Origin of the sequence: Photorhabdus cinerea (assembly GCF_011189575.1) — a bacterium.
Lineage (GTDB): Bacteria > Pseudomonadota > Gammaproteobacteria > Enterobacterales > Enterobacteriaceae > Photorhabdus > Photorhabdus cinerea.
Genome location: NZ_PUJW01000005.1, coordinates 201,602 through 223,337, shown reverse-complemented (window position 1 = coordinate 223,337; position 21,736 = coordinate 201,602). Strand labels below are relative to the sequence as shown.

The following is a 21,736-nucleotide window of genomic DNA, read 5'->3' as shown; positions in this document are numbered from 1 at the left end:
GGGCAATTTACTTGCCCTGCAAAAGAATAATTTCTTTAGAAGAAATTAGCCTGGAAGTAATCCTAATCCAAAGGGCATACCCGAATAATATGACCATCGGGATCTTCTGCAAGGAAAGTACGACCAAAAACTTCAGTGTAAGGTTCCTGCACAATCTTGATGTCGGGGTTCTTCTGCCATTCCGCAAATAGGCGATTTACATCTTCGCCGGATGGCAACATAATACCGATCTCAGAGAACCGCGGGACAGCAACATCTGGCTTGGTTCCACCCGACCAAATAGCAAACAATGCTTCGCCGCCAGCAGAAAATGCCACATAACGGGGACTCGAAAACACCGGTTCAGAATTGAACAGTATCTGGTAGAAGGCCGTCGAACGTTCAATATCAGATACGTAGACAAGTTGAAGGTTAGGTTTAGAGGATATTGTCATTATGTAATTCTCATGTAAGTTTGACTTATGTGACTGCTCCCCGCCGTAAAAAACGGCGAGGCTTCCCACTTCTCAGGCCGCAACCGTCTTTATGGCGGATTTACACTGGCTTCCGTGGGCAAAAACGACGAGTCCCGCCGCCTGTAATGCTGTTATGCCCTTGCACATCAGCCCCTTCATTTTAAGATAAATATAACTGTATGTATATACATGCAACTACTATAATTGGCCCCTCAAATCACTTGTTATTTGACCTAATCAGGTCATCTGTCTATCATAAAATTGACAGATGACCAACGAGGTGCTTATGCAAGTTTTTACACCAAGCCATAAAGTCCAAAGTCCTCCCCCACTTTGGCAAACAGTGGGTTTCCCTTCAAGCAGTGGGCCACATTTGAATGCAGTATTAAACGAAGGGTTACCCGTAACGATAGTTGAGAAAATACAAAATTGGTCAACATTTGGTAAAGGAGATATTCTGCGGATTGCTGGTATTCAAATACGCAGCTATTCAAGACGCTGTTCAAGTAAAGGTAAATTCACGGCTGATGAAAGCCAGCGGATTGCCCGATTCGTTCGTGTAATGGACCACGCTGTAGATTTGTTTAACGGTGACAAAGATAAAGCAACTCAATGGATGAAGCGCCCGATCCGTGGTTTAGGATACGTAACACCTGAATCAATGCTCAATACAGAAAGTGGAGCACTAGATGTAATAAATCTCATAGGCAGAATTGAGCACGGGATTGTATCGTGATCCTATACCGACTTACCCGTTCAAAGTATGTCGAATCAGCCTGGAGCGGTACAGGGGCAAAACTGTATGGTGGCCGCTGGCACAATATAGGAAGACCAGCGGTCTATGTCGCCACTTCTATTTCTCTTGCTGTGCTGGAAGTCCTTGTCCATGTAGGAGACGATGAGCTTCTCGCTAATTTTTCGCTGTTAAGTATCGATATCCCTGAAAACCAAATTGATATTTTAAACATTGATACATTACCGCTTGATTGGAATGATCCCATACCTCCTGCTTGTACAATGGAAATAGGCAGTGAATGGTTCGAAGTTAGTCATTCCATTGGTCTGATGGTTCCCTCTGCCATCGTCCCCTACGAAAATAATGTCATGTTGAATCCCATGGCAAAAGATTTTCATAAGTATATCAATACGGTTAAACACCTTGATTTCGGCATTGATTCTCGATTAGTAAAAGCAAAAAAATAATCTGAGATGAGATAGTAAAACAAAAAACCGGAGCACCCGCCTCCGGTTAGTTTTTCATAGTAAAAGCAGCAATTATTTCAAGCTGCCAACCATATCTTCAGGACGAACCCACTCGTCAAACTCAGCTTCTGTCAGATAACCCAGTTTCATGGCTGATTGTTTCAGTGTCAGCCCTTCTTTATGCGCTTTCTTAGCAATTTCGGCTGCTTTGTCATAACCGATATGCGTATTCAGCGCGGTTACCAGCATCAGAGATTCATTCAGCAATTGAGTGATACGCTCACGGTTAGGCTCGATACCTACAGCACAATGCTCATTGAAGCTACGCATACCATCAGCCAGTAAGCGGATAGATTGCAGGAAGTTATCAATAACCATCGGGCGGAACACGTTCAGTTCAAAATTACCAGATGCACCACCAATATTAATAGCAACATCATTACCCATCACTTGGGCACAAAGCATAGTGACTGCTTCACACTGAGTCGGGTTAACTTTACCCGGCATGATTGAGCTGCCTGGTTCGTTTTCAGGAATTGAAATTTCACCGATACCACAGCGTGGCCCGGAAGCTAGCCAGCGAACATCGTTGGCAATTTTCATCATTGAAGCCGCCAGACCTTTCAGTGCACCATGTGAATGAACTAATGCATCACAGGTAGCCAGAGCCTCAAATTTATTTGGTGCAGTCACAAACGGATGGTGAGTTAATTCAGCCAGCTTCTTAGCAACACGAACAGCATATTCAGGATGTGTATTCAGACCTGTACCTACAGCAGTTCCCCCCAGCGCCAGTTCGCAAACATGAGGAATACTGTCTTCAATGTGCTTCAGGTTATGAGTCAGCATGGCTGCCCAGCCGGAAATTTCCTGACCAAGTGTTAGTGGCGTCGCATCTTGCAAATGAGTACGCCCAATTTTGACGATACCCTTGTAAGCGTCAGCTTTATCAGCCAGTGTTTTTTGTAATACTTTCAGCTCAGGGATAAGGTGATCACGCAGCGCGATAACTGCGGCAACATGCATTGCGGTTGGGAAAACGTCGTTAGAACTCTGGCTCTTATTGACATCATCGTTAGGATGGATAAGACGTTCGCTCCCTCGTATCCCGCCAAGGATCTCGCTCCCCCGGTTCGCCAACACTTCGTTCATATTCATGTTACTTTGTGTTCCGGAACCGGTCTGCCAGATAGCAAGCGGAAATTCTGTTGGATGTTTACCTTCCAGCACTTCTTTTGCGGCAGCAATAATTGCTTCACCCCGTTCTTTCGGCAAAAGGCCCAAACCCATATTTACACTGGCCGCAGCCTGTTTGGTTAATGCCAGAGCGTGGATCAATGCAACCGGCATTTTCTCCTGCGAAATGCGGAAATGCTCCAGCGAGCGTTGAGTTTGCGCTCCCCATAATTGGTCAGCAGGTACTTCGATAGGCCCCATTGAGTCTTTTTCAATGCGAGTGGCTGCCATTACTATCTCTCCTTAACACACAGAATAATCGAATATACCTATCCCCTTCATCTTTCAAGTTGTTGCTTTGTTGGCTGCGTTCACTTACCGCCGCGCTGCAAATTGAAATCTATTGGGTATAGCATTCTGTTATTATGCCATATATTAGTTCCTGATTATGCCGACCAAGTCGTGTTTATCGTATTGTAGTCGCAAGGAAATAGATTGATTTTAAAAAAAGAGAGTAACGGTCATGTTTAAGATGATAAATCAGATCCAACACTATTCCTGGGGAAGCCAAACCTCCCTCACCGATATTTATGGTGTTGAAAATCCAGATAATCTGCCAATGGCTGAATTATGGATGGGCGCTCATCCTAAAAGCAGTTCGATTGTAGTCAATCCTGAAACGGGGAAACCAGTTGCCCTAAATGAATTAATAGCCAGTGATCCAGAAAAATATTTGGGGAAAGAGGTTGCAGATCAATTTCACCGCTTACCTTTCTTATTTAAAATTTTGTGTGCAGCACAACCGCTCTCTATTCAGGTTCATCCTGATAAAAAATCCGCAGAAGAGGGTTTTGCCAAAGAGAATGCCGTGGGTATTCCACTGGATTCACCTGAAAGAAATTACAAAGATGATAACCATAAGCCCGAGTTGGTTTATGCCCTGACCTCTTTCCGGGCAATCAATGGATTTCGGCCATTAAACGAAATCGTACAATTACTGGAATTTGTTACTGCAGCGCATCCCAAGATTCGATTTTTTATCCAAAAACCGGATGAACAAAATCTTGCTTTTTTATTTTGCCAATTACTCAATATGAGCGGCAAACAAAAACAGCTGGCTCTTGGCGTATTAAAGTCAGCATTAAACAGCCGCATCGGAGAACCCTGGGATACCATAAAAAAAATGGCGGAGTTTTATCCTGACGACAATGGTCTGTTTACCCCACTTTTACTAAATGTTATTGAACTTGAGCCAGGTCAAGCAATGTTTTTATACGCTCGTACACCTCACGCTTATCTGGAAGGTGTTGCTCTTGAAGTCATGGCAAACTCAGATAATGTCTTGCGGGCTGGATTGACCAATAAACACATAGACATTCCAGAGTTAATGGCAAATCTTGATTTTGTATCAAAACCAGTAAACACATTATTAACCTTACCAAAACAGCAAAAAACAGCGCAAACCTTCCCTGTTCCCATCAATGATTTTGCATTTTCCATTTATCCTTTATCAGAACAGCCAATTACTCTTGAGAACAATTCAGCATCGATTGTTTTTTGTATTGAAGGTCAAACAGTTATACAATCTGGCGAACACCAATTAAGGATTTCCCCAGGTGAATCAGCATTTATATCTGCTGCCGAGAAAATTGTGATTATTCACGGTTATGGTTTGACTGCTCGGATTTTTAATCAATAATACGCTAATCTGGGTTTAAAGCTTATTCACAGGCTGTTAAATGCGACTTAAATTTCAAGCTATGTTAACAGCCATTTTTATACTAGAAGAGTACCTATTATTTGCAAATATGTACTAAAAGGATGGATTTCCATTATGAAAAAATCGTTAGTGGCAGTAGGCGTTATTGTTGCCTTGGGTGCAATCTGGACCGGGGCTTCGTGGTATACCGGTAAAAAAATCGAGCAACACATCGACCAATCCGTTGCCCACGCAAATGCGGAGCTGGAAAAAGCATTCCCTGAAACTGGTTTAGTATTACAGAGTAAAGATTTCCATCGTGGAGTGTTTAGTTCTGATGTACGTCTTGTCCTGACGGTTAAAGAAGGTATTAAAAACGCAGAAATCAAGCCGGGTGATGGGATTGAAATTAAATCTGTGATTGATCATGGCCCTTTCCCGCTGGCACAAATAAAGAAATTTGTCCTTATTCCTAGCATGGCTTCCGTTCATTCCAAATTGGAAAATAATGAAGCTCTAAAACCATTATTTGAAGTCACGAAAGGAAAATCCCTGTTCACGGCTGATTCTCGTGTCAGCTATAGTGGCTCTGTTATTTCTGATGTTGATATCATCCCCGTCGATTTTGCAAAAGATGGCGTTAAATTCAATTTTTCTGGCGCCAAACTGACTTCAGATCTCAGCCGCGAGCTGAAAGATATCTCACTGACAATAAAAAGTGACCAACTGACCATCAACAAAAATGATGAAAACTTCGTTGTTAAAGGTGTTGATTTAGACCTGTCCAATAAAAAGGGCAAATTTGATATCTATGTGGGTGATCAAAACATTAAAATTCAGGAAATCATTCTGAAAGGTATCAGCAACCAAGATATCGTTCTCTCTGGCCTTAAAATGGGTTCAAATATCAGTGAAGACGAAACGAACCTGAAAGGGAAAATCACGTATAGCTTAGATGGTTTCAAACTAAAAAATATTGATTTTGGTTCAGGGACATTTGCTATTACAGCGGATCGTCTGGATGGTGAAGCAGTGCGTAAATTTACCCAAGCATATAATGATGCCTCAGTCAAATCTCTCACTTCTGACTATCGCTCTCCCGATGCTGTAAACGCAGAGATTATTGATGCTGTCTTTTCTAATCTGCCTATCCTGCTGAAAAATAATCCGCAATTTGGTATCGAGCCATTAACCTGGAAGAATACCAAAGGTGAAAGCACCATTAATTACAAAGTGAATCTGAAGGACTTACCGAAAGATAAAAACAACTTATCTTCAATGAAAACAGAGGAAGCTATCCGCACTTTGATTCAGGATATGTCTCTGAATGTTACATTACCAAAACCAATGATACTTGAATTCGCCACTCAAGCATCATTGGTCAATGGTCTGGATAAAAACAGGGCTGAAGAAAACGCGGAGCAACAGGTAGAACAATTGGAACAACTGGGGAAATTGTTTAAAATCACCACTGTTGATAATAACGCCATTAGCATCAAGTTTAACTATGCAGACGGTAATATAGAAATGAACGGTGAGAAAATGTCCTTACCTAAGTTCTTGTCTGAATATGGTTTATCCGAATCTTCTGATGATGACGAAGTACCAGAGCAAACGATGCCAGAAGATGATACCCACAGCAGTGGAAATATACAGGCAGAAGGCAATGTGCAGTCTGCACAATAAAACAACCATAAACGCTTTTGTTAAAAAGCCAGTCAACGAATTTGACTGGCTTTTTTATATAAAAAAGGACCCGGAATATGATTGATATACAGCTCCCATTGACAGATTTACACCGCCATCTTGACGGCAATATCCGGCCAGCAACCATTTTAGATCTTGCCCACCAGCATAATATTCAACTTCCTGCTAATAACCTGGAATTACTGCGCCCTCATGTACAGGTTATTGGAAATGAACCCGATCTCGTTAGCTTTTTACAAAAACTGGATTGGGGTGTGGCAGTACTGGCTGATTTAGATGCTTGTCGTCGAGTTGCTATCGAGAATGTTGAAGATGCCGTAAATGCTGGTCTGGATTATGCAGAATTACGTTTTTCCCCATATTACATGGCAATGAAACATCAATTACCTATTGAAGGGGTTGTTGAAGCCGTTATTGATGGTATCCATTCCGCCCGCCAAAATAATGATATCGATATTCGCCTTATCGGTATTCTAAGCAGGACTTTTGGTGAAAAAGCTTGTACTCAGGAATTGGCTGGCTTGCTGGCTCACCACCAGCATATTACTGCACTGGATCTGGCGGGTGATGAATTAGGTTTCCCCGGTCATCTTTTCCAATCTCATTTTACTAAAGCTCGTGATACTGGCTGGCAAATAACTGTCCATGCCGGCGAAGCGGCGGGCGCTGAAAGTATTTGGCAAGCCATTCGTGAGTTAGGTGCAACTCGTATTGGTCACGGTGTAAAAGCGATTACTGATCCAACCCTGATGGATTATTTGGTTGAACAGCGTATTAGTATTGAAACCTGTTTAACTTCAAACCTTCAAACCAGCACCGTGAATTCTTTATTGGAGCATCCACTAAAAAGATTTCTGGAAAAAGGAATTCTAGCTTCCATTAATACAGACGATCCGGCAGTTGAAGGTATCGAAATTCGCCATGAATATGAAGTTGCCGCCCCTGCCGCAGGTTTATCCGCCGCTCAAATCCGTCAGGCTCAAATAAATGGGCTGGAAACCGCTTTTATCAGTGATGCAGAAAAACAAGCATTGCGGGTGAAAGTAGCAAACCGTTAAACATTAAACAGTTCAGGAATGGGAACCCCATTCCTGATTATAGTTATTTATTTGGAATTTAATCCTCATCTTCCGTTGGTAAAACTGCCTTGGGTATTCCCCAATAGAAAGCGATTAAAGATATCACCGCTACTGCAACGATATCCCAAGGTGCAGGAATAATGCCTTTATCCCCAAAGGTGCCTAAATAGGACAAAATGATCATAGCACTGTAAAAACCGATCAACCACAAGGCAGAAGTTATCTGTTGACGCAGACTCACTTTACCTACAGGAACTCTGTTTTTGAATAACAGGTAAATAAAGAACAAAACAATCTGTAATCCGAGCAACCAAGAAACCGTTTCCCAACCAGACCAATAAACAATGAAAGCAGAAATAATAAAAGAGAGCGGGCCAATAAGCGCAAAAATGGCAACACGGTGCGGTATGGGGGCTTGTCAGGGAAAAATCTGCTCTGCCATTCTCCACGATATCAAACATTGGGCACATCCCCTCATATCCCACTATCGCCTGTTAGTCTTGAAATGCTGGCAGCGGAAATCCCACTTCAAGAAGGACACGAAGCAAGACACAGAGAAACTTGGGACAGGTGCATGTGATGAAAATGGTCATCTTATCAATCTCAGTTAGATGTTATGCTGATTTAGCGAACTAAAAACGCTAATTATCGCTTTTTATATTTCTAGTAGGGCATTAGTAGTTCTTCCTTGCTGATTTCCAGCGTGACGAGTACACTTCCAGTATCTCGTACTACCCCGTAATACAAAACGGGAGTTATATACAATCCCCCAAATTTGAGCACGACAGAATGAAAAAACAGAAAATAAAGAAAATGAAACAGATGTTAGAAGAATTGGGTTATTTAGAGAATGAACCTGATGTTGTTGGCCACGTCCTTTTTCATACCAAAAAACGAGCCTTTGTAGCCCTTTTCCCCGAGCATTCCGCCAATATTATTGCCTACACAGGTAATGTTGAAGAGGCTTATATTGCTGATACGAGACTCGAGGCATTGACGGAAATAAGTCATCTCCCTGTGCCAGACGCTTATGAATTATCCATCGTTCCTCTAATTAATAATCCTCTTTTGGGCTTATCCGTAAAACCAGGATTTTTAGATAAAAAATAACAGTGAACCCAGTAACTCCTCCACGGACGTTACAACAAAACAAGATGAGCGGTTTCCTGATCACTTTTAAGGTGATACTGGCAGCCGCCATGTACCAGTAGCCTTACAAACCTGAGCAACCATCCAATATGACAGGATCAAAATTATGAAAAATTTATTTGTTATTATGATACTTCTCTCCGCAATAGCAGGATGTTCTGATAAAAATAGTCGAAACAGGCTAGCTCAATCAGAAGAGGGGTTAAAATTTGAATTTTCATCCGGTGACAAATTTCTCTTAACCCAAGCCTGTACAGAGCAAATCGATTATTTAGGAGCACATGATGGAATGGATAATGAGTTGTCAGTAGTCATGAAAAAAGATAAACAATGTTTTCCCAAATTTAATGTTCTCATCAATAAAAATATCGGAACCCAAATGACAGTATCATTCAAAGGTGTTAATGTGGTTACAACGACTATTCAAACCTATTTAGTTCCTTCATTTAGAATGGGTGCAAAAGATAAAGAACAAGCCATGAGTATTGTAAACACATTAAAAAATTAAATAGATTGCCCTAAATAATTCTCAAAATAAAGGTAGTAACCGGGTAGCTGGTCACTCCCCGCCATTAGCCAAATTCAATTTAAAGGATATATCCAATGATCACTATCCTCAACATCTCTACCGTAACCAGTAATATCTTTATCATGAATAACAATGTTGCTATTTGATAAAACAAAATATGGCTTTGACTCCGCCTCACCTTCCCGTATTATTGACATTACAAAACCGCGACCATCAGTGCGATCCCAACCCTCTACCATACCCGGATTAATATTAAAATACCCTGTGCCACCTTTTTTCCCCCATTTATTAATTGCAACTAGAACCAGCTTATTTGAAGCATTCTTGACATAAATCATATTACCCCCCCATTATATCGACGTAGATTTATATAGATCTAATTCAACAACACCCTAATATGTACAACAATGAAATTAAGTTAAGTATAGATGAAAAAAAACCAACACAACGACTATTTGTGTGGCTCTTATCAAATTTTTAGACCTGGAAAAGAAAATATCTAAGATATTAAATTACATTAATTGGATTAATGATAATATTTGCGATCTAAATTTAGCAACTCAACATTATATTGTTGTAAATATAATAATTGTCATTAATATATATTTACAAAAATTTCCTATCATAGATTTATATCTATTCCCGTTTTAATCTCCGCGCATAACGTTGCGCTAATACCGCGCACACCATCAATTGAATTTGATGAAAAATCATCAACGGCAACAACATCACACCAACCGTCGCAGCCGGGAATAAAACATTCGCCATTGGTACGCCATTAGCCAAGCTCTTTTTCGAGCCACAAAAGACAATGGTAATTTCATCTTCTTTACTAAAACCCAACCAACGAGCAGTATAAGTATTAATAATCAACACAATCGCCAACAAGATACAACAAACAACCCCAATCATCAGAAGTGAATAACCATCAATCTTGTGCCAGATACCTTCTACCACCGCCTCACTGAAAGCCACATAAACCACCAAAAGAATTGATGACCGGTCCGTCATATTAACCAGTTTTTTATGCCGCTCTACCCAGCGAGCAATCAATGGCCGTGACAAATGCCCGACAATAAAAGGAACCATCAATTGAAGAATAATGGATTTTATTGCTTCCAGCGTATCAGAGCTACCTTCTCCCTGTGTATGGATCATTAGCCCGACGAGTATTGGCGATAAAAATACCCCCAAAATACTGGATGCCGAAGCGCTACAAATGGCAGCCGCAATATTACCACCAGCAACAGAAGTAAAAGCAATAGCCGACTGAACCGTGGCCGGTAATGCACAAAGATAAAGAAATCCCCAATAAGCCGTTGATGACATTATCTCAGGTACCAACAGACCCAACCCTAACCCTAGAATTGGAAACAAAACAAAAGTACTGAGAAAAACGACCAAATGAAGCCGCCAATGCCCCATACCCGCAATAATGGCTTGACGAGATAATTTAGCGCCATGCATAAAGAACAGCAGAGCAATCGCCGCTGTAGTTAACCGTTGAAACCAAACTTTAATCTCACCCTCGCAAGGAAAGAATGTTGCAATGACGACCACCGTCACTAATACCACCAAAAAAGGATCTACTTTTAATCTTTGCCACCAAGTCATGAATTATTTTCCTTGCTTTGCAAATCAAATAATTAGCCCGGTAAACCGGACTAATCAATAAAAGTCATGATTAAACTGCCACTGAACTTTGTTGTTTTGCAGACTGAATACCTGCTTCAATTAATTTCATAATTTGAATGGCTTCATTTGCCGTTACTGGATTAGGTTTACCTAACGTAATAGCATCACGGATCGCCGCATAATAAGCAGTATAATTACCGGGCAAAGTTGGCACATGTTCGGTCACTAATTCCTCTCCATGTGACAATGTCACAATCCCATCACGAATATCATATCCCCAATCAGCATGCAGTGGCTTTTCCCCTGCCTTCAATCGTTCTTCCTGAGGATCAAGACCATATTTCACATAGCTGCCTTCCATACCATGCAATGTATAAACAGCAGATTCAGCCGCTGCCACTGTTGTTGCATGAAGAACCACTTTAATATCCGGATAATTCAACAACACATGGAAATAATCCGCCGCTTCGGCTTGTGGACGAATCATCCCCAAATCAGCCGTAATAGATTGCGGTTTACCAAACAATTGAACAGCCTGATCAAGCAAATGAGGACCTAAATCATACCAAATACCACTTCCTTCCCCTGCCGTTTCACGCCATCTTTGACGTATAACTGGACGATAGCGATCAAAATGAGATTCAAAATATTTCAATTTGCCCAGACGATTTTCTTTAATTAAAGATTTTATGGTCAGAAAACCAGAATCCCAACGACGGTTATGAAATACAGAAAGGAGTAACTCAGCTTCTGCAGCTTGTTGCTTTAAAGATTCAGCTTGTTCAACTGTAATAGTAAATGGTTTATCCACTACAACATGTTTACCCGCTGCCAGCGCCTTCTGAGCCAGTGGGTAATGAGTATCATTAGGTGTTGGAATAACGATTAAATCAATGTCAGGATCATTAAAAAGATCTTCAGGGCTGGATACCACCGGAATATTTGGCCAATCTGATTTAACTTTCTCTGCATCACTGCTAGAAATTGCTGTCAATTTAACACCGGTAGTCCCAGCAATTAATGGTGCATGGAACGTTTTACTGGCATAACCATAACCTACCAACCCAACCTTTAACAAATCACTCATGACAGCCCCTCAAATTTATTCTTAATAATAACTGCAATGTTATATCAGTAAAAAATATCACCATCGATAGCCGTCTCACACATTCATCTCTGAACCCAGCTCTGAAGATCTTTCAATCAATCTATTTCCTAACCCAACAGAATCGCCTATTATTCTTCCTCCGTATAGCTCCAGGTGGAATGACTTATGTATCAAACCCATGACTACCACAGAATTAATGGCTGGATTCTGGCTCCGGCAGCTTACCTGATCATGACATTTCTCAGCGCCAGTGTCATGCTTGCCTTATACATTATGACTTTTTTCAGTCAAAACAATATATTGAGTACCGGAAGTCATCACTTTACTCTAATGTGGTTTCTTTCCGTCGCCATTACTGCGGTAATGTGGTGCTTCACCCTATGGATACTAAAACTGCTTTTTATTCGGTCAAAAAGATTCCCTCAAACTTTTATTATTTGGCTTATTGTTACCGTATTAATTGCATTGAAAACTTTCACCTTTTCCCCTATTTCTGATCAAATGGCTCTACGTGCATTAGCATGGCCACTACTAGCAGCCGCTATTTTTGTCCCCTATATTAAACGTTCTCATCGGGTCAAAATGACTTTCACACAAGATCGATAACCGCAACTTTCTTTGATTGTTATCATAACAATAGATTGCCCCTCAGTAAGATGAGGGCATATTTATAATTTTATAAAAAGTAAACAAACTTCATTTTCAGGCACAGCAATGACTGACTATTTTCTTTTATTTGTTGGAACCGTATTGGTTAACAATTTTGTCTTGGTGAAATTTCTCGGCTTATGTCCTTTTATGGGCGTCTCTAAAAAGCTGGAAACTGCCATCGGGATGGGATTTGCAACAACATTCGTTATGACACTAGCCTCAGTGTGTTCATGGCTCGTGAATACGTTTATTTTGTTACCACTGGACTTAATCTATTTGCGTACCCTGAGTTTTATTCTTGTCATTGCGGTTGTAGTGCAATTCACAGAGCTTGTTGTACGCAAAACCAGCCCGACGTTATACCGGCTGTTGGGTATTTTCCTGCCGTTGATTACAACTAACTGTGCCGTACTCGGTGTAGCGCTGCTGAATATCAACCAATCACACGATTTTCTACAATCTGCCATTTATGGATTTGGTGCTGCCGCAGGCTTCTCTCTGGTTATGGTACTGTTTGCCGCTATTCGTGAACGCCTGGCCGTTGCTGATGTACCAGCACCTTTCCGGGGTTCATCTATCGGTCTTATCACCGCAGGTTTAATGTCCCTGGCTTTTATGGGCTTTAGTGGTTTGGTGAAGTTCTGATGATATCGTTATGGATTGCTATTGGTGCACTAAGTGCACTAGGGTTAATTTTTGGTTTAATCCTGGGTTTTGCTGCCCGCCGTTTTCAAGTGGAAGAAGATCCTATTGTTGAAAACATCGACAATATTCTGCCTCAAAGTCAATGTGGGCAATGTGGTTATCCTGGCTGCCGCCCTTATGCTGAAGCCATAGCGAATAATGGTGAAATGATTAACAAATGTGCGCCCGGTGGTGAACAAGCAATGCTGAAAATCTCAGAATTACTTGGTGTCGATCCACAATCACTAGAGGGAGATGAAAGCGTACAAAATCCTGTCCGTAAAGTCGCATTTATTGATGAAGAGAATTGTATTGGTTGTACCAAATGTATTCAGGCATGCCCTGTAGACGCTATCATCGGCGCAACCCGTGCTATGCATACCGTTGTTGAAGATTTATGTACTGGATGCGACCTATGCGTTGCCCCCTGTCCTACAGATTGTATTGCCATGATCCCGGTAGCAACGACCACTGCCAACTGGAAATGGGATTTGAAAACCATTCCGGTAAAAAATATCCCAGTTCAGCCATCTCAAGCTGTTTTCGTTAAAAACATTCCTGTTAACAATATTGAGGCTGAACACCATGTTTAATTTGTTCAATTTACTCCATAAAAACAAAATATGGGATTTTGACGGTGGAATTCATCCACCTGAAATGAAACTGCAATCTAGTCAGACACCATTGCGCATTGCACCACTACCGGAAGAATTAATTATCCCATTACAACAACATTTGGGAACGGAAGGCGAATTACTGGTTAAAGCCAGTGATAAGGTGCTGAAAGGCCAGCCTTTGACATTTGGCTCTGGTCGTACCGTACCGGTTCATGCATCGACTTCCGGTACAATCATTGCCATTGAACCTTGTATTACGGCGCATCCATCTGGGTTGAAAGAATTGTGTGTTCGTCTACGCCCAGATGGTGAAGATCAATGGTGTGAACGCATTCAGGCACCTGATTATCAATCACTTGATGCAGACACTATTCTTAATCGAATCCATCAGGCAGGTATCGCGGGTTTAGGTGGAGCTGGTTTTCCTACTGCCGCCAAACTTCAAAGTAGCCGTTCTGGTATTAAGACGCTGATTATTAACGCCGCAGAATGCGAACCTTATATTACCGCTGATGACCGCCTTATGCAGGAACATGCAGACGAATTAATTGAAGGAATTCGTATTCTGGAACATCTGCTTAAACCTGAACAAATACTGATTGGTATCGAAGATAATAAACCAGAAGCAATAAAAGAACTGAAAACCGCACTAAAAGGCGATAAAACTATCATCGTCCGGGTTATCCCGACCAAATACCCCTCCGGTGGTGCAAAACAACTGACCAAAATCCTGACAGGTAAAGAAGTGCCATCCGGTGGCCGTTCCTCAACTATTGGTGTTCTGATGCAGAACGTCGGCACAGTGGTTGCTATCAAAAGAGCCATTATTGATGGAGAACCCTTAATTCAGCGTGTGGTTACCATCACTGGTGACGCTGTAACCTTTCCCGGTAATTTCTGGGCACGGCTCGGTACTCCAGTTCAATTTCTTCTCCAGTTAGCCGGTTTTGAACCCCAATCAGAGCAGATGGTGATAATGGGTGGTCCTCTAATGGGGTTCACTCTACCCGATCTGAATGTACCTGTTATCAAAATCAGTAACTGTATTCTGGCACCCTCTCATCAAGAAATGGATGCAAATACTGTAGAAGAAGCTTGTATCCGTTGTGGATTATGTGTGGAGGCTTGTCCCGCTAGTTTATTGCCACAACAACTCTACTGGTTCAGCCGTGGTCAAGAGCATGAAAAAGCTCGTGATCACAACTTATTCGACTGTATTGAATGTGGTGCCTGTGCTTATGTCTGCCCAAGCAACATTCCTCTGGTGCAATATTATCGTCAAGAAAAAGCTGAAATTAATATATTGGATCAGGAAAACCGCCGCTCAGCAGAAGCCAAAATTCGTTTTGAAGCTAAGCAAGCTCGTATGGAACGGGAAAAACAGGCGCGTGAGGAAAGGCACAAAAAAGCGGCTGTTCAAATTGATCATCAAGATAAAAATACGGTACAAGCTGCACTCTCCCGTGCAAGGGAAAAACAGGCTGACGCAGGCAAAATTGTTACCATAGAACCGGGACAAGTACCAGATAATTCAGCAGTAATAACTGCTCGGCAGGCAAGAAAAGAGCAACTTCGTGCTCGCCAGGCGGAAAAACAAGCGACTGAAAATATTAATACTGCGACATCTGAACAAACAGGATCAGAAGACCCACGCAAAGCCGCATTAGCCGCCGCCATTGCCAGAGCTAAGGCTAAGAAAGCAGCTCAGAGTCAAAAGGTGACAACGTCACCTGAAATAGCAGGATCAGAATCTACAACCGGTGAAAAGCCAGATCCCCGTAAAGATGCGGTCGCTGCCGCGATTGCCCGTGTTAAAGCTAAAAAAACTGCGCAAACGCAGCAAGTCACTGAAGCTCAGACCGAGGTTACACCTGCACCCGTGGAAGAAACCGATCCTCGCAAAGCCGCGGTGGCTGCCGCTATTGCCCGTGTTAAAGCTAAAAAAACCGCGCAAACACAGCAAGTCACTGAAGCTCAGACTGAGGTTCTACCTGCACCCGTGGAAGAAATCGATCCGCGCAAAGCTGCGGTGGCTGCCGCTATTGCCAGAGTTAAGGCTAAGAAAGCAGCTCAGGAACAACAGAAAATTTCAACAGAATAGTGATTGTTATAAATGAAATTCAGACCCGTTCAAACTGATAATAAAAAGCTAAAAGTCGCCAGTTCGCCTTTTACACACAACCAGCAAAGCACCAGCCGTATTATGCTGTGGGTCGTGCTGGCAGCTATACCCGGTATGGCTGTACAAACTTACTTCTTTAGTTACGGGACATTGTTCCAGCTCCTGCTTGCAGTGATTACTGCCCTGCTTGCGGAATCACTTGCCTTGTCTCTACGTAAACAGGCAATTATCACGCGCTTGAAAGATAATTCTGCTCTACTGACAGGCTTACTTTTGGGGATCAGCCTTCCGCCGCTCGCTCCCTGGTGGCTGATTGTATTGGGAACAGTTTTCGCGGTGATTATTGCTAAACATCTATATGGCGGTCTTGGACAAAACCCATTTAACCCAGCAATGGTAGGTTATGTGGTGCTGCTAATATCGTTTCCTGTCCAAATGACCAGTTGGTTGCCTCCCATGGATTTACTGGCAACTCAAATTACACCACTAGACAGCCTGATGGTGATCTTCACCGGCCACACTCCCAATGGCGCGACATTACAACAGTTGCAACAGGGTTTCGACGGAATAAGTCAAGCCACACCCCTGGATAGTTTCAAAACCGGTTTACTCACTCATAATATTGATGACGTTCTGTATCAACCAATATTACAAGGCTCTCTGGCAGGTATTGGCTGGCAATGGGTCAACATCGCCTATCTTATTGGTGGACTTATTCTGCTGAACAGAAAGGTTATCAGTTGGCAAATTCCGGTAGCATTTATTCTGGCATTAGGTCTGTGTGCACTCGCAAGCTGGCTGGTTGATCCAACTCGTTATTCCCCGCCATTGCTGCAATTGCTTTCAGGCGCAACCATGCTGGGCGCATTCTTTATTGCCACTGATCCCGTTAGTGCCTCCACAACCCCTAAAGGCCGTCTCATTTTTGGCGCTATGATTGGCTTGCTAGTCTGGGTCATCCGTGTTTATGGTGGTTATCCTGATGCAATCGCATTTGCCGTCTTACTGGCAAATATCACCGTGCCACTCATTGACCATTACACCCAACCCCGTGCTTACGGGCATAAATAAGGAGCCGTTATGTTAGAAACCATGCGACGTCACGGCATCACACTAGCTATCTTTGCTGCATTTACCACCGGACTGACGGCAGTAGTGAACTCATTAACTCAAAATACTATCGCTGAGCAAGCCGCATTACAGCACAAGTCATTGCTTGATCAGGTAATTCCTCCCGAACTGTATGACAACGATATACAAAACGAATGCTATCTGGTAAGTGCTAATGCTCTGGGAAATAACTTACCTCATCGTCTCTATCTGGCACGCAAAAATGGCCAGCCAGTGGCAGCTGCGCTGGAAAGTACAGCACCGGATGGCTATTCAGGTGCCATTCAGTTGCTGGTTGGTGCAGATTTTTCAGGAAAAGTGTTCGGTGTGCGAGTAACAGAACATCATGAAACCCCCGGTTTAGGAGATAAAATCGAAACCCGGATTTCTGACTGGATCAAGGTATTCTCAGGGAAAATCATAAAATCAGATCATGACCAACATTGGGCAGTGAAGAAAGATGGCGGTGAGTTTGATCAATTTACCGGTGCCACTATTACCCCGCGTGCTGTGGTAAACTCTGTCAAACGGACCACACTTTATTTAAAAACCCTACCTGAGCATCTCTCTTCTCTGGAACCCTGTGGAGAAAAATCATGAGTGAAACCAAAAACTTATTTACCCAAGGACTGTGGAAAAATAACTCTGCTTTAGTACAGCTGCTGGGATTATGTCCACTGCTGGCAGTGTCTTCTACTGCAACCAACGCCCTTGGTTTAGGGCTGGCAACCACACTGGTTCTGGTCTGTACCAACATTGCGGTTTCCAGCCTGCGTCGTTGGGTTCCCAATGAAATCCGTATCCCGATTTATGTTATGATAATCGCTTCGGTTGTCAGTACCGTACAGATGCTGATTAACGCCTACGCTTTTGGCCTGTATGAATCACTGGGGATTTTCATTCCGCTGATTGTTACTAACTGTATTGTTATTGGTCGCGCGGAAGCCTATGCTGCCAAAAATCCGGTCATGCCTTCTGCCATTGATGGCTTGGCAATGGGATTAGGCGCTACTTTTGCGCTGTTTGTTCTCGGTGCCATGAGGGAAATTCTCGGCAACGGAACCTTATTTGATGGCGCTGATCTGCTGCTGGGCAATTGGGCTAAAGCATTACGGATAGAAATCGTCCATATGGATTCCCCTTTCTTGCTAGCCATCCTACCGCCCGGTGCTTTTATTGGCCTTGGATTAATGCTGGCAGCGAAATACCTTATTGATGAAAAAATGAAAACCAGAGCAATAAAAGAAAAAAGCAATGCAGTAGCAATGTCATCAGGACCAGAGAGTTCCATTTAATATGAACAAACAAAAACGGATCGAAATTTTAACGCGTTTACGCGATAACAACCCAAAACCAACGACTGAGTTGGTTTTTACAACACCATTCGAACTACTTATTTCAGTATTGCTTTCAGCCCAAGCTACCGATGTGAGTGTTAACAAAGCCACAGCAAAGCTCTATCCCGTTGCCAACACCCCTCAGGCAATACTTAATCTGGGTGTAGATGGGCTGAAAGAGTACATAAAAACCATCGGCCTGTATAACACGAAAGCGGAAAACACCATTAAAACCTGCCGGATCTTACTGGAAAAACATGCTGGCGAAGTTCCTGAAGATCGCGCAGCGTTAGAAGCATTGCCGGGTGTTGGCCGCAAAACAGCCAATGTGGTATTAAACACCGCTTTTGGCTGGCCAACGATTGCTGTCGATACACATATCTTCCGGGTTTGTAATCGCACCCACTTCGCTCCCGGTAAGAATGTCAATGAAGTCGAAAATAAATTACTGCAAGTCGTTCCGGCTGAATTTAAAGTGGATTGTCATCACTGGCTTATTTTACATGGTCGTTATACTTGTATAGCCCGTAAACCTCGCTGTGGTTCTTGCATTATTGAAGATTTATGCGAGTACGATTGCAAACAAGATCTATAAAGGGCTAAGGGCCGTTGCGGTGAGACGAATGATCGGGAAAAAGATGATTGCACTCACCCTCCCCTTACACCCAATTAGAACCAGAAATTCTGCACGCTATCAAGAATATTCAATTTCCAGTTAGCTTATTTCTCATGCTGTCAGTCTTCGGCAGATATAATCTTCACATCAAATATTTGCTCGACAACCATCTTTGATGATGTCGATAAAGACCAAACAGAAAAGTACAATACACCTGTCAAAAGAACAAAGAACAAAGAACAAATGACAATGAACCAGCAGCACCTTTGATGTTTTTGTTTAAAATCCTTAATGAACTGAATTTTTTGGCGTTTATAGACAGAATAGGAAATTATCCCATGGATATCATCATCCGAGTCTACCAACAGTTCATAGATATAATTATATTCTTTAGCCACAACACCACACTAACCTTTAGGATGCCTAACAGACTGAGAAGCAGAGCGCCATGCCGCTTTCAGCTCTTCACCAGATTTCTTCAGAGCATGATTACTAAACCCATAAACAGTACTGGCACGATTTGAAAGTTCCACTTGGCGCCTTAAAACACCTCGCGCAGCACGCTTTACTGCCATCGAGGTAAAGTTTGAATTTACTTTGTTCATAAGCCACTCCAACGAAAAATTGTACCGTATTACCACATAATGGTAGTCCTCCTGAATGCCAGATTGTAAAAATTTAGACTGTCAGGTGATTTATTTGGCAAATGCGATTTTCAACTTTGACTATGTTATATTTGCTTTTAAGCTTAAAGAAAAAATTTACCCAGAGTAACTATTATAATTTTCATTGCAAAATCCATACTGTTTTATGCTATTTTGCAGATGTTGCTTGCTCGACACCGCTGATTCGCGTAAAAATGTTGTTCCAAAACTATCTGATAATAACCCTCAACTTTCTCCGGATATTATGTTTCAAAACAACCCGCTGCTTGCGCAGCTAAAACAGCAACTTCATTCTCAAACTCTTCGTGTGGAAGGTTTGGTTAAAGGCACCGAAAAAGGTTTCGGCTTTCTGGAAGTCGACGGGCAGAAAAGCTATTTCATTCCTCCTCCACAAATGAAAAAAGTTATGCATGGCGATCGGGTTACGGCTGCTATTCATACTGATAAAGAAAGAGAGATCGCTGAACCAGAATCATTGATCGAACCATTTCTAAATCGCTTCGTCGGCCGTATCCAGAAAAAAGAAAATGACAATCGACTGTGGATCATTCCTGACCACCCGCTGATAAAAGATACTATCCCTTGCCGCCCAACCAATCAGGTTACTCATTCGTTTCAGAATGGTGACTGGGCCGTTGCTGAAATGCGCCACCATCCATTAAAAGGAAGTCGTGGCTTTCATGCAGAAGTTACCGGCTACATTACTGAAAGCAACGATCATTATGCTCCGTGGTGGGTAACACTCACCCGCCATAATCTGGAACGCAATGCTCCAGCCATGACGGCTGATTGCCAGATGAATGATGGAACTCTTGAGCGTATAGACTTAACTTCTCTGGATTTTGTCACTATCGACAGTGCAACCACAGAAGACATGGATGATGCTTTGCATGTTGCTAAGCAAGACGACGGTAGCCTGAAACTCAGCATCGCTATCGCTGACCCAACAGCTTATATCGCCGTTGACAGCGAACTAGATAAGATCGCCCACCAGCGGGCTTTCACTAACTATCTGCCAGGTTTCAACATTCCAATGTTACCGCGCGATCTGTCAGAAAATCTATGTTCGTTGCGCCCCAATCTTCGCCGCCCGGCACTGGTTTGTCAGGTTTCCATTCTCGAAGACGGGCAACTTGGTGATGATATTGCGTTTTTCTCCACCTGGGTTGAATCAAAAGCGAAGCTGGTTTACGACGAAGTTTCTGACTGGCTGGAAGAAAAAGGTAACTGGAAACCTTCTTCTGAATCCATTGCCACTCAAATTACTCTTCTGAAAGAAGTGAGCGATCGCCGTAATCAATGGCGCCATCAGCATGCACTTATTTTCAAAGATCGCCCTGATTACCGTTTTGTCCTTGACGAAAATGGTTATGTACTGGATATCGTTGTAGAACAACGTCGGGCAGCCAACCGCATTGTCGAAGAAGCCATGATCACAGCCAACCTATGCGCAGCAAAAATACTATGTGATAAGTTTGGTTTCGGTATCTACAATGTTCATACAGGTTTTGAACCACTCCAAATTGAACAAGTGATTGAATTACTAAAAGAAAACAATATTGATGCAAATGCAGAAGAATTATTGACACTGGATGGCTTCTGCAAATTACGTCGTGAATTAGATAGACAACCAACCCAATTCCTTGATAGCCGTATTCGCCGTTTCCAAACTTTTGCAGAAATTAAACCTGAGCCTGGTCCTCATTTTGGCCTTGGTTTTGATGCTTACGCCACCTGGACATCCCCAATCCGTAAATACAGCGACATGATTAACCATCGTTTACTGAAAGCAATTATTCAAAAAACGGATGCAGGAAAACCAGCAGAAGAAACCTGTCTACAACTGGCAGAACGCCGCCGATTGAACCGGATGGCTGAACGTGATGTAGGAGATTGGTTGTATGCACGTTTCCTGCAACCACATGCAGGAACAGAGCAACAATTTACCGCAGAAGTCATTGATATTACCCGTGGCGGTTTACGTGTCCGTTTGGTAGATAACGGTGCAGTCGCCTTCATACCTGCCCCATTCTTGCATGCCGTGCGTGATGAACTACAATGTAGTCAAGAAACCGGTACCGTGCTTATCAAAGGTGAAGCTATTTACCGATTAAATGACATTATCAGTGTCCGTATTGAAGAGGTAAGAATGGAAACCCGCAATATTGTTGCTCGCCCCGTTGCCTGATTTCTC

Annotated in this window: 24 protein-coding genes; 17 read left to right on the top strand and 7 right to left on the bottom strand. The window is 42.5% G+C overall.

All coding sequences use genetic code 11. The features are described from left to right. Positions 1-62 precede the first annotated feature (62 nt). The gene (locus C5469_RS06830; RefSeq protein WP_166304157.1) at positions 63-434 is read right to left on the bottom strand and encodes a VOC family protein; all 372 of its coding nucleotides are present in this window, start codon (positions 432-434) and stop codon (positions 63-65) included. Between the two features lie 307 nt (positions 435-741). On the opposite strand from C5469_RS06830, the gene parS reads away from it, so the two are divergent. Together parS and C5469_RS06820 are read left to right on the top strand one after the other, a co-directional pair. Next, positions 742-1,191 (top strand): type II RES/Xre toxin-antitoxin system antitoxin, encoded by a 450-nt coding sequence (gene parS, locus C5469_RS06825; RefSeq protein ID WP_166304154.1) that lies wholly within the window; start codon positions 742-744, stop codon positions 1,189-1,191. Then, entirely contained in the window at positions 1,188-1,658 is a 471-nt protein-coding gene (locus C5469_RS06820; RefSeq protein ID WP_166304151.1) for a type II RES/Xre toxin-antitoxin system toxin, read from the top strand. The genes parS and C5469_RS06820 overlap by 4 nt, the downstream gene beginning before the upstream one ends. Positions 1,659-1,730: 72 nt before the next feature. Here the strand turns inward: C5469_RS06820 and fumC are convergent, their stop codons facing one another. Next, positions 1,731-3,125, bottom strand: coding sequence for a class II fumarate hydratase (gene fumC, locus C5469_RS06815; protein ID WP_166304148.1), 1,395 nt, complete (start codon positions 3,123-3,125; stop codon positions 1,731-1,733). Between the two features lie 232 nt (positions 3,126-3,357). On the opposite strand from fumC, the gene manA reads away from it, so the two are divergent. The 3 genes from manA to add all read left to right on the top strand — a co-directional run bounded on the left by manA (position 3,358) and on the right by add (position 7,298). Continuing rightward, positions 3,358-4,533, top strand: a complete 1,176-nt coding sequence (manA, locus tag C5469_RS06810; RefSeq protein WP_166304145.1) for a mannose-6-phosphate isomerase — start codon at positions 3,358-3,360, stop codon at positions 4,531-4,533. A gap of 135 nt (positions 4,534-4,668) precedes the next feature. Next, positions 4,669-6,219 carry a YdgA family protein gene (locus C5469_RS06805; protein WP_166304142.1) on the top strand — a complete coding sequence of 517 codons (1,551 nt, stop codon included), beginning with the start codon at positions 4,669-4,671 and terminating at the stop codon, positions 6,217-6,219. A 77-nt stretch (positions 6,220-6,296) separates the two neighbouring features. Then, a complete protein-coding gene (add, locus tag C5469_RS06800) occupies positions 6,297-7,298 on the top strand; it encodes an adenosine deaminase (protein WP_166304140.1) in 1,002 nt (333 codons plus the stop codon). Positions 7,299-7,356: 58 nt separating this feature from the next. Here add and C5469_RS06795 read toward each other — a convergent pair whose 3' ends face one another. Next, the gene (locus C5469_RS06795) at positions 7,357-7,629 is read right to left on the bottom strand and encodes a hypothetical protein (RefSeq protein WP_278249748.1); all 273 of its coding nucleotides are present in this window, start codon (positions 7,627-7,629) and stop codon (positions 7,357-7,359) included. A 79-nt stretch (positions 7,630-7,708) separates the two neighbouring features. Between C5469_RS06795 and C5469_RS06790 the strand changes: the two genes are divergently transcribed. The 3 genes from C5469_RS06790 to C5469_RS06780 all read left to right on the top strand — a co-directional run bounded on the left by C5469_RS06790 (position 7,709) and on the right by C5469_RS06780 (position 8,976). Beyond that, positions 7,709-7,930 (top strand): bacterioferritin-associated ferredoxin, encoded by a 222-nt coding sequence (locus C5469_RS06790; RefSeq protein WP_242689405.1) that lies wholly within the window; start codon positions 7,709-7,711, stop codon positions 7,928-7,930. 178 nt (positions 7,931-8,108) lie between these two features. Beyond that, positions 8,109-8,429: a hypothetical protein gene (locus C5469_RS06785; RefSeq protein WP_166304137.1), complete on the top strand. Its 321-nt coding sequence runs from the start codon at positions 8,109-8,111 to the stop codon at positions 8,427-8,429. Between the two features lie 145 nt (positions 8,430-8,574). Continuing rightward, entirely contained in the window at positions 8,575-8,976 is a 402-nt protein-coding gene (locus C5469_RS06780) for a hypothetical protein (protein ID WP_166304134.1), read from the top strand. Between the two features lie 74 nt (positions 8,977-9,050). Here the strand turns inward: C5469_RS06780 and C5469_RS06775 are convergent, their stop codons facing one another. The 3 genes from C5469_RS06775 to C5469_RS06765 all read right to left on the bottom strand — a co-directional run bounded on the left by C5469_RS06775 (position 9,051) and on the right by C5469_RS06765 (position 11,719). Further along, a complete protein-coding gene (locus C5469_RS06775; RefSeq protein ID WP_166304131.1) occupies positions 9,051-9,335 on the bottom strand; it encodes a hypothetical protein in 285 nt (94 codons plus the stop codon). 298 nt (positions 9,336-9,633) lie between these two features. Further along, positions 9,634-10,611: a bile acid:sodium symporter family protein gene (locus C5469_RS06770; protein ID WP_166304128.1), complete on the bottom strand. Its 978-nt coding sequence runs from the start codon at positions 10,609-10,611 to the stop codon at positions 9,634-9,636. A gap of 70 nt (positions 10,612-10,681) precedes the next feature. Further along, complete coding sequence (locus tag C5469_RS06765; protein ID WP_166304125.1) at positions 10,682-11,719, bottom strand: oxidoreductase; 1,038 nt, start codon at positions 11,717-11,719, stop codon at positions 10,682-10,684. A gap of 186 nt (positions 11,720-11,905) precedes the next feature. Here C5469_RS06765 and C5469_RS06760 point away from each other — a divergent pair, with 186 nt between their 5' ends. From C5469_RS06760 to nth, 8 genes are all read left to right on the top strand, one after another. Beyond that, positions 11,906-12,346 carry a DUF2569 domain-containing protein gene (locus tag C5469_RS06760; protein ID WP_166304122.1) on the top strand — a complete coding sequence of 147 codons (441 nt, stop codon included), beginning with the start codon at positions 11,906-11,908 and terminating at the stop codon, positions 12,344-12,346. A gap of 108 nt (positions 12,347-12,454) precedes the next feature. After that, the gene (rsxA, locus tag C5469_RS06755) at positions 12,455-13,036 is read left to right on the top strand and encodes an electron transport complex subunit RsxA (protein WP_015834256.1); all 582 of its coding nucleotides are present in this window, start codon (positions 12,455-12,457) and stop codon (positions 13,034-13,036) included. Beyond that, complete coding sequence (gene rsxB / locus C5469_RS06750) at positions 13,036-13,668, top strand: electron transport complex subunit RsxB (protein ID WP_166304119.1); 633 nt, start codon at positions 13,036-13,038, stop codon at positions 13,666-13,668. The genes rsxA and rsxB overlap by 1 nt, the downstream gene beginning before the upstream one ends. Next, positions 13,661-15,793: an electron transport complex subunit RsxC gene (gene rsxC, locus C5469_RS06745; RefSeq protein WP_166304116.1), complete on the top strand. Its 2,133-nt coding sequence runs from the start codon at positions 13,661-13,663 to the stop codon at positions 15,791-15,793. The genes rsxB and rsxC overlap by 8 nt, the downstream gene beginning before the upstream one ends. 12 nt (positions 15,794-15,805) lie before the next feature. Continuing rightward, the gene (gene rsxD, locus C5469_RS06740; RefSeq protein ID WP_166304113.1) at positions 15,806-16,885 is read left to right on the top strand and encodes an electron transport complex subunit RsxD; all 1,080 of its coding nucleotides are present in this window, start codon (positions 15,806-15,808) and stop codon (positions 16,883-16,885) included. Positions 16,886-16,894: 9 nt separating this feature from the next. Beyond that, positions 16,895-17,524 carry an electron transport complex subunit RsxG gene (gene rsxG / locus C5469_RS06735; RefSeq protein ID WP_166304110.1) on the top strand — a complete coding sequence of 210 codons (630 nt, stop codon included), beginning with the start codon at positions 16,895-16,897 and terminating at the stop codon, positions 17,522-17,524. Next, on the top strand, positions 17,521-18,219 hold the full coding sequence (locus C5469_RS06730) for an electron transport complex subunit E (protein WP_166304107.1): 699 nt from the start codon (positions 17,521-17,523) through the stop codon (positions 18,217-18,219). The genes rsxG and C5469_RS06730 overlap by 4 nt, the downstream gene beginning before the upstream one ends. A gap of 1 nt (position 18,220) precedes the next feature. Continuing rightward, positions 18,221-18,856: an endonuclease III gene (gene nth, locus C5469_RS06725; RefSeq protein WP_166304104.1), complete on the top strand. Its 636-nt coding sequence runs from the start codon at positions 18,221-18,223 to the stop codon at positions 18,854-18,856. Between the two features lie 428 nt (positions 18,857-19,284). On the opposite strand, the gene C5469_RS23220 is transcribed toward nth, so the two are convergent. Continuing rightward, entirely contained in the window at positions 19,285-19,482 is a 198-nt protein-coding gene (locus C5469_RS23220) for a hypothetical protein (RefSeq protein ID WP_207628803.1), read from the bottom strand. Positions 19,483-19,786: 304 nt separating this feature from the next. Here C5469_RS23220 and C5469_RS06720 point away from each other — a divergent pair, with 304 nt between their 5' ends. Beyond that, entirely contained in the window at positions 19,787-21,730 is a 1,944-nt protein-coding gene (locus C5469_RS06720; protein ID WP_166304225.1) for an exoribonuclease II, read from the top strand. Positions 21,731-21,736 lie beyond the last annotated feature (6 nt).

Bases quoted from the DNA above. Each gene is read 5' to 3' on its own strand.
- rsxB (WP_166304119.1), top strand. From the start codon at position 13,036: ATGATATCGTTATGGATTGCTATTGGTGCACTAAGTGCACTAGGGTTA.
- fumC (WP_166304148.1), bottom strand. From the start codon at position 3,125: ATGGCAGCCACTCGCATTGAAAAAGACTCAATGGGGCCTATCGAAGTA.
- add (WP_166304140.1), top strand. From the start codon at position 6,297: ATGATTGATATACAGCTCCCATTGACAGATTTACACCGCCATCTTGAC.
- C5469_RS06760 (WP_166304122.1), top strand. From the start codon at position 11,906: ATGTATCAAACCCATGACTACCACAGAATTAATGGCTGGATTCTGGCT.
- C5469_RS06775 (WP_166304131.1), bottom strand. From the start codon at position 9,335: ATGATTTATGTCAAGAATGCTTCAAATAAGCTGGTTCTAGTTGCAATT.
- nth (WP_166304104.1), top strand. From the start codon at position 18,221: ATGAACAAACAAAAACGGATCGAAATTTTAACGCGTTTACGCGATAAC.
- C5469_RS06790 (WP_242689405.1), top strand. From the start codon at position 7,709: ATGGCAACACGGTGCGGTATGGGGGCTTGTCAGGGAAAAATCTGCTCT.
- rsxC (WP_166304116.1), top strand. From the start codon at position 13,661: ATGTTTAATTTGTTCAATTTACTCCATAAAAACAAAATATGGGATTTT.
- C5469_RS06785 (WP_166304137.1), top strand. From the start codon at position 8,109: ATGAAAAAACAGAAAATAAAGAAAATGAAACAGATGTTAGAAGAATTG.
- C5469_RS06830 (WP_166304157.1), bottom strand. From the start codon at position 434: ATGACAATATCCTCTAAACCTAACCTTCAACTTGTCTACGTATCTGAT.
- C5469_RS06730 (WP_166304107.1), top strand. From the start codon at position 17,521: ATGAGTGAAACCAAAAACTTATTTACCCAAGGACTGTGGAAAAATAAC.
- C5469_RS06780 (WP_166304134.1), top strand. From the start codon at position 8,575: ATGAAAAATTTATTTGTTATTATGATACTTCTCTCCGCAATAGCAGGA.
- rsxD (WP_166304113.1), top strand. From the start codon at position 15,806: ATGAAATTCAGACCCGTTCAAACTGATAATAAAAAGCTAAAAGTCGCC.
- C5469_RS06805 (WP_166304142.1), top strand. From the start codon at position 4,669: ATGAAAAAATCGTTAGTGGCAGTAGGCGTTATTGTTGCCTTGGGTGCA.
- parS (WP_166304154.1), top strand. From the start codon at position 742: ATGCAAGTTTTTACACCAAGCCATAAAGTCCAAAGTCCTCCCCCACTT.
- C5469_RS06765 (WP_166304125.1), bottom strand. From the start codon at position 11,719: ATGAGTGATTTGTTAAAGGTTGGGTTGGTAGGTTATGGTTATGCCAGT.
- rsxA (WP_015834256.1), top strand. From the start codon at position 12,455: ATGACTGACTATTTTCTTTTATTTGTTGGAACCGTATTGGTTAACAAT.
- C5469_RS06720 (WP_166304225.1), top strand. From the start codon at position 19,787: ATGTTTCAAAACAACCCGCTGCTTGCGCAGCTAAAACAGCAACTTCAT.
- C5469_RS23220 (WP_207628803.1), bottom strand. From the start codon at position 19,482: ATGAACAAAGTAAATTCAAACTTTACCTCGATGGCAGTAAAGCGTGCT.
- rsxG (WP_166304110.1), top strand. From the start codon at position 16,895: ATGTTAGAAACCATGCGACGTCACGGCATCACACTAGCTATCTTTGCT.
- manA (WP_166304145.1), top strand. From the start codon at position 3,358: ATGTTTAAGATGATAAATCAGATCCAACACTATTCCTGGGGAAGCCAA.
- C5469_RS06770 (WP_166304128.1), bottom strand. From the start codon at position 10,611: ATGACTTGGTGGCAAAGATTAAAAGTAGATCCTTTTTTGGTGGTATTA.